Source organism: Rhodococcus sp. P1Y, from assembly GCF_003641205.1.
Classification (GTDB): Bacteria; Actinomycetota; Actinomycetes; order Mycobacteriales; family Mycobacteriaceae; genus Rhodococcoides.
The window spans coordinates 2,741,629-2,754,270 of record NZ_CP032762.1 but is presented as its reverse complement, the minus strand read 5'-3'; the positions used below and the strand labels follow the sequence as shown (position 1 = coordinate 2,754,270).

The window sequence follows — 12,642 nt, the reverse complement described above, 5'->3', positions numbered from 1 at the left end:
AATTACAGCGTTTCAAGCCAATCGACCGAAGTAGTGCACTGGACTCACCGAATTGTTCCGATCGACGGCGCGTCGGTCGACTGACAACACCTCGTTTCGAACCGAAAATGGCCCCTCCGCAGGACGAAGGGGCCATTTTTACAGCTGATTCGACCGTCTCAGGCCACCGGAGTGCTGCGCGACGGCCGAACGACTCGATCACGCAACGTTCGGTTCAGGACGGCAGCGATCTCCTTCAGGTTCTCCGGTGACGCCATCTCACCGTGGCTGCTGTCGATGACATGATTGCTCGTCGTTCCACTCACATGACCGTCCCAGTCCGAGGAACGGCCATCGCCTGTCGGGTCGTCCGCCCCCGCTGCGAAGTACACGAGATCGCCCAGGAACACGGCGGGCTCGTACTCGTTGATCAGTGTCGTCGACCGAATCGAACTATCCACCAACGATGCGAGACGGTCGGCGGAAATCCCGGAGAACGGCTCGGGCATCGTTGCCAGCACGTCCGCGATGTCTTGGATCGACATCGTCGTACCTGGCTCCACGTGCCCCGGTAGCAGGCCGGCAAACAGATCTGTCAGAGCGAGGCCTACGTTGGTGGCAACGGAGTCGGCGTCTTCACCCGGTGACGTCTCCAGGGTGCTGTCCATCATCGCCAACACCGAGACTTCGTTGCCCTTGCCCTGCAGCTGCACGGCGGCGGCGTGTGCGAGAACACCGCCGAGCGACCAACCCAACAACATGTACGGCCCCTCCGGCTGCACGCGTTGCATTTCGCGCACGTAGCGCGCCGCCCACTCGTCGATCGAGGTCGGATTCCAGTCTTCCTCGGTGAGAGCCGGCGACTGCAACGTGGTTATCGCCACCTCGGAATCGAGGTGCGTCGCGAGATTGGCGAACACCCACGACAAACCGGCCATCGGGTGAATGCACCACAGACGAGGCCCGGATCGGGCGTCCCTGATAGGCAGCACAACGTCCAGTGCGTTGCGTGAACCGACGTTCTGCGTCGAACTCGCGGCGATCCGCGACGCCAGGCGTTCGACCGTCGAATCCGAGAACAAGGACATCAAGGGCACCTCGGTGTCCAGGTCAGCGCGCAGCCGCGCCACGACCTGCGTCGCGACCAACGAGTTGCCACCCAACTCGAAGAAATCATCGTCGAGACCCACCTGCGACACGCCCAACACATCCGCGAACACACCCGCCACCGCCTCTTCCACGGGTGACGACGGCGCCCTGAACACCCGTGGCTCGAATTCCGGCTCCGGCAACGCCCGCCTGTCCAACTTCCCCGCCGGGTTGAGTGGCAACTGGTCCAGCACCACGAAAGCCGAAGGCACCATGTACGACGGAAGGGTCGCGGAGACGTGACCCAACACCTCTGTTCGCGTCGGTACCTCACCGGGCGCCGGCACGACGTAGGCCACCAGTCGATCGCCGGTGGGCGAGCTCGCGACCACGACAACAGCTTGAATGACTGTCCGGTGGCCCAGCAATGCGGATTCGATTTCGCCCAGTTCGATCCGCTGACCTCGGAACTTGACCTGAAAGTCGGTTCTTCCGATGTACTCGAGCACGCCGTCTTTTCGGCGTCGCACCAGATCGCCCGTTCGATACATCGAGGCGCCGGACCCCGTTGCGGAAGCGACGAATCTACCCGCAGTCAGATCGGGCCGAGACACGTAACCCCGCGCCAATTGCGAACCCAGCAAGTACAGCTCTCCCGGCACTCCATCTGCTACCGGATGAAGACGACTGTCGAGAACCAACAACCCGACATTCCACTCCGGCAGACCTATCGGCACCGACCCCCGATCGTCGACGCTCGCCTCCCAGGACGTCACCGATACGGCAGCCTCGGTCGGACCGTACAGATTGTGTATCCGTGCGTCGCTGATCTTCCGGAAATCCTCCACTGTCTCCAATGGAAGTGCCTCACCGATGACGAACACGTCCCTCAGCGAACGAATCTGTTCAGCGCGTGCGAGTGACCCGAACACCGTCAGCATCGACGGCACGAAGTCGGTCAGCGTGACCTGCCGCTCGTGGATGAGGTGGGCAAGCTGAACAGGGTCGCGATGCCCGTCCGCCGTCGCCAGAACCAGAGTTGCACCGGCCCGTAGGGGCAGGAAGTAGCCCCAGAGTGAGACGTCGAACGTCGTTGCCGTCTTCTGCAGATACACATCCGCAGAGGTGAACTCGTACCGGTCGGACATCCATTCGAGCTGATTCACGATTGCTCGGTGCGAAACCGCGACCCCCTTCGGCCGACCGGTGGAGCCCGAGGTGAACAGAACGTACGCCGTGTTGAAGGGGCGGACGACTGCGTTCAGCTCGCCCGGAGCAATCGGAAGATCACTCAGCCCCGACAGATCAAGTACGTCCAAGTCGAAGACTGCGCCCTCGAAATCGACAAGGACGTCGTCGGCCGAGGCGCGAAGCACACACAACGGCCGTGCAGTCTCGAGAATGTACGAGGTCCTCTCGGCTGGATGATCGGGATCGAGGGGAAGGTACGCCCCGCCCGCACGGACCACGGCATACATCGCGACAACGAGATCGACCGAACGACGAATCGACAGTCCGACAACGGTTTCCGGACCGACCCCCTGACCGATGAGGTGACGCGCCAACCTGTTGACACGAGCGTCGAATTCACCGTACGACAACTCGATTCCCTCGAACACGACTGCCAGCGAATCCGCGCTTTCCGACACTCGATCCGTGAAATGGTCCAACATCAATTTCTCGGGAACATCATGCTCCACTACACGCGAGGACGCCGAGATCTCCTCCGACTCGCCACGTTCCAGAATTCGATAGTCGCCGACGGCAATGCCCGCGTCCGAGACGATCTCCTCCAGCAGAACTCCGAACCGATCGACCATCCGCACCGCCGACGCTTCGTCGAACAGGGACGACATGTACGTCAAGCTCATACCGAGCCCAGCGGGGGCACCGTCCTCGTCGTAGGTATCCGACACCACCAAATGAAGATCGAACTGCGAGATGTTCAAATCCGCATCCACACCCGCCACCGACAACGACGGCAACTCCAACGCCGTCGACTGCACATTCTGAAAAGACAACGCCACCTGGAACAACGGATGCCGCGCCGTCGACCGCGCCGGATTGAGAACCTCCACCAACCGCTCGAACGGCACATCAGCATGCGCAAACGCCCGAAGATCACTCTCCCGCACCGAATCCAACAACTCCACGAACGAACTCGCAGGATCGACCACACTCCGCAACACCAACGTATTGGCGAACATCCCGATCACATCATCGAGAGCAGCCTCACCACGACCAGCAATCGGCGACCCCACCACCACATCCGACGACCCCGACAACCGCGACAACAACGCCGCCCACGCCGCATGCACCGCCATGAACAACGTCGCATTCGACTCACGAGCAATCCGCATCAACCCCGACTGCACCGCCGCATCAACCCCGAAATCGACTTTCCCACCCGCAAGAGACTGCACCGCAGGACGAGGCCGATCCGTCGGCAGATCGATCTGATCCGGAAGACCCGCCAACTCCGACTTCCAGAACGAAATCTGCTCGTGCGCAACCGAAGACGGATCACCCTCCGAACCGAGAACCTCACGCTGCCACAACGTGAAATCCGCATACTGCACCTCGAGCGAACGCCACCCCGGAGCATCCCCCGACACCCGCGCCGCATACGCCACCATCAAATCCCGAGTCAACGGCCCCATCGACGAACGATCACCGGAAATATGATGAACCACGAACGCCAACACGAACTCCACATCCGACACCCGATACAACCGAACCCGAACCGGCACCTCCGCCGTCACATCGAACGGCTGCACCGCCAACGAACCCACCACAGAAACAACCTCGTCCGCAGCCACATCGATCACCACCACCCGAACACCCGCATCGGCAACCGACACAATCCGCTGAACCGGCGCACCTCGACCTCCGGATACACCGTTCGCAACGACTCGTGCCGAGCCACCACATCACCCACCGCAGAACCCAACGCCGACACATCCAACGCACCCGACAACCTGATCGCAACCGGAATGTTGTACGCCGCAGACTCAGGATCGAACCTGTTCAAGAACCACATACGCTGCTGCGCAAGCGACAACGGAATACGATCCGGCCGAACACCAGCAACCAACGCCGCCCGCGCACCCGAACCGACCTGCGACTCCACCCGAGCCGCCAAAGCCTCCACCGACGACACCTCGAACAACACCCGCACCGGAATCTGCGCATCCAACGCAACACCCAACCGCGCAACCACCTGCGTCGCGATCAACGAGTTACCACCCAACTCGAAGAAATCATCATCGAGACCCACCCGCGGAACCCCCAACACATCCGCGAACACACCCGCCACCGCCTCCTCCACCGACGACGACGGCGCCCGAAACACCCGCGCCTCGAACTCCGGCTCCGGCAACGCACCCCGATCCAACTTCCCGTTCACCGTCAACGGCAACGCATCCAACACCACGAACACCGACGGCACCATGTACGACGGAAGACGATCGGACACAACACCCTTCAACACCCCCACATCCAGCGACACACCCTCCTCACCGACCACATACGCAACCAACCGATCACCCAACCGATCATCACCACGAGCAACCACCACCGCATCACGCACACCCACAACACCACCAAGAACCGACTCGATCTCACCCAACTCGATACGGAACCCACGCACCTTCACCTGAAAATCACTACGCCCCACATAATCGAGCACACCATCACCAGTCCACCGCACCACATCACCCGTGCGATACAACCGCGAACCATCACCGGCAAACGGATCCGCAACAAACCGCTCCGCCGTCAAATCCACCCGACCCTGATACCCACGAGCCAACTGCACACCCGCCAAATACAACTCACCCACCACACCCACCGGCACCCGATGAAGACGAGAATCCAACACGAACACCCGAGAATTCCACTCAGGACGACCAATCGGAACCGACGAACCCAACGGCAACACAACACGATTCGACGTCACCGACACCGCAGCCTCCGTCGGACCGTACACATTGTCCAACCGCACCTCACCACCACCACGCAACACAGACTCAGCAGTCGACACCGGCAACGCCTCACCGATCGCCAACACCCTCCGCACCGACACCGGCAACGAACCACCCGACGCCGCCACAACCGCACCCAACACCGACGGCACCACATGCAACGTCGTCACCGACTCACGCTCGATCAACTCCGACAAATACGCCGGATCACGATGACCATCAGCCGACGCAACCACCACACGCCCACCCACACCAACCCACGACCACAACTCCCACACCGACAAATCGAACGTCGCAGCAGTCTTGAGCAACGACACATCAGAACCATCGAGACCGTACTCGAACCTCTTCCACTCCAACTGATTCACCACAGCCCGATGCGACACAGCAACACCCTTCGGCCGCCCCGTCGAACCCGACGTGAAAATCACATACGCCGCGTTATCCGGCCGCAACCGACCCACCCGCTCCGCATCCGAGACCACACCCCCACCGAACGAACTCACATCCACCGACTCCACATCCACCACCACCGCACCCACATCCGGCACCACCACACCACCATCACGCCCAGCAACCAACACCACCACCGGACGAGCCGACTCGAACACCAACCCCATCCGCTCCACCGGCTGATCAGGATCCACCGGCACATACGCACCACCCGCCACCACCACCGCATACATCGCCACCACCAACGACTCCGAACGCCGCATCGCAACAACAACCAACGACTCAGGACCCACACCCACCGACACCAAATACCGCGCCAACCGATTCACCCGCGAACCGAACTCCCCATACGTCCACGAACCCGAACCGAACACCACCGCAACCGAATCCGCAGCACCCACAACACTCGACTCGAACAACGACACCAACGTCGCACCCGAATCCACCACACGCGAGGTCTCATTCCACGAACCCAACACACCCAACTCCACCGAACCCACCACATCCACATCACCCACAGGACGCGACGGCTCGGCTTCAACGAACGACAGAAACATCACCAAACGTTCTGCGATCGTCCGAGCGGTCACTTCGTCGAACAGGGACGACATGTACGTCAAGCTCATACCGAGCCCAGCGGGGGCACCGTCCTCGTCGTAGGTATCCGACACCACCAAATGAAGATCGAACTGCGAGATGTTCAAATCCGCATCCACACCCGCCACCGACAACGACGGCAACTCCAACGCCGTCGACTGCACATTCTGAAAAGACAACGCCACCTGGAACAACGGATGCCGCGCCGTCGACCGCGCCGGATTGAGAACCTCCACCAACCGCTCGAACGGCACATCAGCATGCGCAAACGCCCGAAGATCACTCTCCCGCACCGAATCCAACAACTCCACGAACGAACTCGCAGGATCGACCACACTCCGCAACACCAACGTATTGGCGAACATCCCGATCACATCATCGAGAGCAGCCTCACCACGACCAGCAATCGGCGACCCCACCACCACATCCGACGACCCCGACAACCGCGACAACAACGCCGCCCACGCCGCATGCACCGCCATGAACAACGTCGCATTCGACTCACGAGCAATCCGCATCAACCCCGACTGCACCGCGGGGTCGACGCTGAAATCGACTTTCCCACCCGCAAGAGACTGCACCGCAGGACGAGGCCGATCCGTCGGCAGATCGATCTGATCCGGAAGACCCGCCAACTCCGACTTCCAGAACGAAATCTGCTCGTGCGCAACCGAAGACGGATCAACCTCCGAACCGAGAACCTCACGCTGCCACACCGCATAATCGGCGTACTGCACCTCGAGCGGCGACCACGCGGGCACCTGGCCCGACACCCGCGCCGCATACGCCACCATCAAATCCCGGGTCAACGGGCCCATCGAGCCACCGTCTGCTGAAATGTGTTGGACGACCAGCGCCAACACGAACTCCACATCCGACACCCGATACAACCGAACCCGAACCGGCACCTCCGCCGTCACATCGAACGGCTGCACCGCCAACGAACCCACCACAGAAACAACCTCGTCCGCAGCCACATCGATCACCACCACCCGAACACCCGCATCGGCAACCGACACAATCCGCTGAACCGGCGCACCCTCGACCTCCGGATACACCGTTCGCAACGACTCGTGCCGAGCCACCACATCACCCACCGCAGAACCCAACGCCGACACATCCAACGCACCCGACAACCTGATCGCAACCGGAATGTTGTACGCCGCAGACTCAGGATCGAACCTGTTCAAGAACCACATACGCTGCTGCGCAAGCGACAACGGAATACGATCCGGCCGAACACCAGCAACCAACGCCGCCCGCGCACCCGAACCGACCTGCGACTCCACCCGAGCCGCCAAAGCCTCCACCGACGACACCTCGAACAACACCCGCACCGGAATCTGCGCATCCAACGCAACACCCAACCGCGCAACCACCTGCGTCGCGATCAACGAGTTACCACCCAACTCGAAGAAATCATCATCGAGACCCACCCGCGGAACCCCCAACACATCCGCGAACACACCCGCCACCGCCTCCTCCACCGACGACGACGGCGCCCGAAACACCCGCGCCTCGAACTCCGGCTCCGGCAACGCACCCCGATCCAACTTCCCGTTCACCGTCAACGGCAACGCATCCAACACCACGAACACCGACGGCACCATGTACGACGGAAGACGATCGGACACAACACCCTTCAACACCCCCACATCCAGCGACACACCCTCCTCACCGACCACATACGCAACCAACCGATCACCCAACCGATCATCACCACGAGCAACCACCACCGCATCACGCACACCCACAACACCACCAAGAACCGACTCGATCTCACCCAACTCGATACGGAACCCACGCACCTTCACCTGAAAATCACTACGCCCCACATAATCGAGCACACCATCACCAGTCCACCGCACCACATCACCCGTGCGATACAACCGCGAACCATCACCGGCAAACGGATCCGCAACAAACCGCTCCGCCGTCAAATCCACCCGACCCTGATACCCACGAGCCAACTGCACACCCGCCAAATACAACTCACCCACCACACCCACCGGCACCCGATGAAGACGAGAATCCAACACGAACACCCGAGAATTCCACTCAGGACGACCAATCGGAACCGACGAACCCAACGGCAACACAACACGATTCGACGTCACCGACACCGCAGCCTCCGTCGGACCGTACACATTGTCCAACCGCACCTCACCACCACCACGCAACACAGACTCAGCAGTCGACACCGGCAACGCCTCACCGATCGCCAACACCCTCCGCACCGACACCGGCAACGAACCACCCGACGCCGCCACAGCCGCACCCAACACCGACGGCACCACATGCAACGTCGTCACCGACTCACGCTCGATCAACTCCGACAAATACGCCGGATCACGATGACCATCAGCCGACGCAACCACCACACGCCCACCCACACCAACCCACGACCACAACTCCCACACCGACAAATCGAACGTCGCAGCAGTCTTGAGCAACGACACATCAGAACCATCGAGACCGTACTCGAACCTCTTCCACTCCAACTGATTCACCACAGCCCGATGCGACACAGCAACACCCTTCGGCCGCCCCGTCGAACCCGACGTGAAAATCACATACGCCGCGTTATCCGGCCGCAACCGACCCACCCGCTCCGCATCCGAGACCACACCCCCACCGAACGAACTCACATCCACCGACTCCACATCCACCACCACCGCACCCACATCCGGCACCACCACACCACCATCACGCCCAGCAACCAACACCACCACCGGACGAGCCGACTCGAACACCAACCCCATCCGCTCCACCGGCTGATCAGGATCCACCGGCACATACGCACCACCCGCCACCACCACCGCATACATCGCCACCACCAACGACTCCGAACGCCGCATCGCAACAACAACCAACGACTCAGGACCCACACCCACCGACACCAAATACCGCGCCAACCGATTCACCCGCGAACCGAACTCCCCATACGTCCACGAACCCGAACCGAACACCACCGCAACCGAATCCGCAGCACCCACAACACTCGACTCGAACAACGACACCAACGTCGCACCCGAATCCACCACACGCGAGGTCTCATTCCACGAACCCAACACACCCAACTCCACCGAACCCACCACATCCACATCACCCACAGGACGCGACGCATCGACAACCACCGCAGACAACAACCCCACGAAACGGTCGACGATCCGCTTCGCCGACACTTCGTCGAACAACGAAGTCGCAAACTTCAGCGTTCCTCCGATGCCGCTGGGGTTGCCTGCGTCGTCGTACTGATCCGAGACGATCAGATGCAAATCGAATTGTGCGACCTCGGCGTCCGCGTCGACCACGGCGACGGCTAGATCGGGCAGGTGAAACTCGATCTTGTCTAGGTTCTGAAAAGACAATCCCACCTGGAACAACGGATGCCGCGCCGTCGACCGCGCCGGATTGAGAACCTCCACCAACCGCTCGAACGGCACATCGGCATTGGCCAGCGCACGCACGTCGTTCTCACGAACAGTTGCCACCAACTGCTCGAAACTGGCTGCGGCATCGACCACTGTCCGAAAGACCAACGTATTGGCGAACATCCCGATCACATCATCGAGAGCAGCCTCACCACGACCAGCAATCGGCGACCCCACCACCACATCCGAAGACCCCGACAACCTCGACAACAACGCCGCCCACGCCGCATGCACCGCCATGAACAACGTCGCATTCGACTCACGAGCAATCCGCATCAACCCCGACTGCACCGCGGGGTCGACGCTGAAATCGACTTTCCCACCCGCAAGAGACTGCACCGCAGGACGAGGCCGATCCGTCGGCAGATCGATCTGATCCGGAAGACCCGCCAACTCCGACTTCCAGAACGAAATCTGCTCGTGCGCAACCGAAGACGGATCAACCTCCGAACCGAGAACCTCACGCTGCCACACCGCATAATCGGCGTACTGCACCTCGAGCGGCGACCACGCGGGCACCTGGCCCGACACCCGCGCCGCATACGCCACCATCAAATCCCGGGTCAACGGGCCCATCGAGCCACCGTCTGCTGAAATGTGTTGGACGACCAGCGCCAACACGAACTCCACATCCGACACCCGATACAACCGAACCCGAACCGGAACCTCGACCGTCACATCGAACGCGGTCGAGGCCAGAGCGTGCACCTCGGCCAGAATCTGCTCTTCCGTCACATCGACGGTGACCATGTCCACGACGCTTTCGGGTCCGAGAACTCGTTGGACCGGCCCGTCCATGTCGTAGGGATAGATCGTCCGCAGCGGCTCGTGCCGAGCCACCACATCACCCACTGCAGCGCCCAACGCCGACACATCCAACGCACCCGACAGCCTGATTGCTACCGGAATGTTGTACGCCGCAGACTCGGTGTCGAACCTGTTCAAGAACCACATACGCTGCTGCGCGAGCGACAGCGGAACCCTCTCCGGACGCGGAATACCGCCCAGCGCGACACGTCGCTCGCCGCCCACCTTGCCTGCCGCAGCGGCTGCAAGCCCGGCAACCGTCGAATCGACGAACACCTCACGCGCGCCGAAGTTCACGTCGAGCGCGGCACCTATACGTGCTGCAAGACGCGTCGCGGACAACGAGTTGCCACCCAACTCGAAGAAGTCGTCATCGAGACCGACCTGTTCGACGCCCAGGATCTCCGAGAAAACCCTGGCGACAACAACTTCCGATTCTGTTTCGGGACGCCGATATTCGCGCGCGGCGAAAACCGGAGCAGGTAGTTTGTCCCTGTCCAGTTTGCCGGAGGGCGTCAGCGGCACTTCGTCGATGATCATGATCGCCGACGGGATCATGTGCCGCGGCAGCGTTTTACCGACGTAATCGGAAAGTTCTGCGGTGTCCGGGCTGCTCGACGTCGCCGGACGCACATACGAGGCGAGGACGGTGTCACCGTCTGCACCCGGGTATCCGACAGTCACCGCGAACTGGACGGAAGGATGAGTGGAGAGCGCGGAGTCGATTTCACCCAGCTCGATACGAAAGCCCCGAACCTTCACCTGTTGGTCGTTGCGCTCGACGAATTGCAACGAGTTCGCCGAGTTCCGGCGGACGACATCACCGGTCCGGTACATCCTGGTCTGCTCGGCCCCGAATGGGTTCGCGACGAATCTTTCGGCTGTCAGACCAGGTTTGCCGCGGTAGCCGCGGGCAAGACCAGCGCCCGACAGATAGAGCTCGCCCGCAACGCCGGCCGGAACGGGGCGCAGGCGCCGATCCAGGACGTGCGCCGTCGTCCCGGCTATCGCATCACCGATCGAAACAGGGTTGCCCGGAACCAACGCGTTCGAGATATTGCTTGCCACAGTCGACTCGGTGGGACCGTAGGCATCGAAGAACCGGTGGTCGCCTCCCCAGGCGTCGACCAGCTCCGGAGGGCATGCTTCCCCGCCCACCACCACGACGTCGAGGGTCGGCAGGTCGACATTGTCCACAGATGCCAGGGCCGCCGGAGTGACGAACGCGTGCGTGATCGACTCGCGTCGAAGGAGGTCCGCGAGTTCCTCGCCACCGAAGATGTCGGTGGGAGCGATGATCATCGTCGACGAGGCCGCGACGGCGAGCAACAACTCGAGAATGGATGCATCGAAGCTGGGCGATGCAAAATGCAACGTACGGGACGACGAGGTCGTGCCGTACCTTTCGCGCTGTTCCGTCGCCAGATCGGCCAGACCGGAATGAGTGACGACCACGCCCTTGGGTAACCCGGTGGACCCCGAGGTGTAGATCACGTATGCGGGGTTGTCGGCACGCAATGGCGAAAGACGATCGGACACCGCGATCTTTTCCTCCGACATGGCGTCCAAGGATGACTCGACCGCGGCGTCGTCGAGAACAATCCACGTGCAGTCGTCGGGCAGCTGGTCTACGAACTGTGCCGTCGTGATTCCGATACGTGCACCCGAATCGGTCAGCATATGGTGGACTCGGCCGACCGGGTAGTTCGGATCGACGGGCACGAATGCTGCACCTGTCTTCGTGACAGCCCACAGCGACAGAACCGATTCGATCGACCGCGTGATGCCGATGGCAACTACCGCCTCCGGCCCGGCGCCGTGCGCGATGAGAAGACGAGCGAGTCGTGACGACCGACGGTCCAACTCCGAGTACGACAAGGTGCGGCTGCCGGAGACGACTGCATCGTGGTTCGGATCGACTTCCACCGCAGCCGACAGAAGCTGCGGGAGCATGGACACGTTTCGCTGTCGCCGCGGACGACGGGGGCGAGCGCGACGACCGTCCGTTCGCTTCGCACCCGGCGAGTCTTCGTCACGCGGCATCTCGTTGCGGCTCACAGGTCACAACCCAGGTTGCTCATGATTTCGGTGTCGCCCGTGTTCGTCCGCACTAGGTAAATCGCCCCTTTGTTAGCGCCCGACGTGACCTTGTGTCTACTTCTTACTTGCCTTGCGTGCCGTCGGGCCGGTTTCCATTGTCCAGGAAGTCCACGGGGGTCGCGCAGGCAACCCGCCGAAGACAACACTCGTGGAGCTTGGGGTATATCGGAGGCCTCCGATTACGTGTTACCCGACTCGGC

Annotated in this window: 2 protein-coding genes; both read right to left on the bottom strand. The window is 61.6% G+C overall.

Annotation, left to right across the window (positions count from 1 at the left end; translation table 11 throughout):
• Window positions 1–158 precede the first annotated feature (158 nt).
• Window positions 159–3,902 (bottom strand): non-ribosomal peptide synthetase, encoded by a 3,744-nt coding sequence (locus D8W71_RS28185; protein ID WP_153275381.1) that lies wholly within the window; start codon window positions 3,900–3,902, stop codon window positions 159–161.
• Window positions 3,893–12,385, bottom strand: a complete 8,493-nt coding sequence (locus D8W71_RS12735; protein WP_442972049.1) for an amino acid adenylation domain-containing protein — start codon at window positions 12,383–12,385, stop codon at window positions 3,893–3,895. The genes D8W71_RS28185 and D8W71_RS12735 overlap by 10 nt, the downstream gene beginning before the upstream one ends.
• Window positions 12,386–12,642: the final 257 nt, after the last annotated feature.

Bases quoted from the DNA above. Each gene is read 5' to 3' on its own strand.
- D8W71_RS12735 (WP_442972049.1), bottom strand. From the start codon at position 12,385: ATGCCGCGTGACGAAGACTCGCCGGGTGCGAAGCGAACGGACGGTCGT.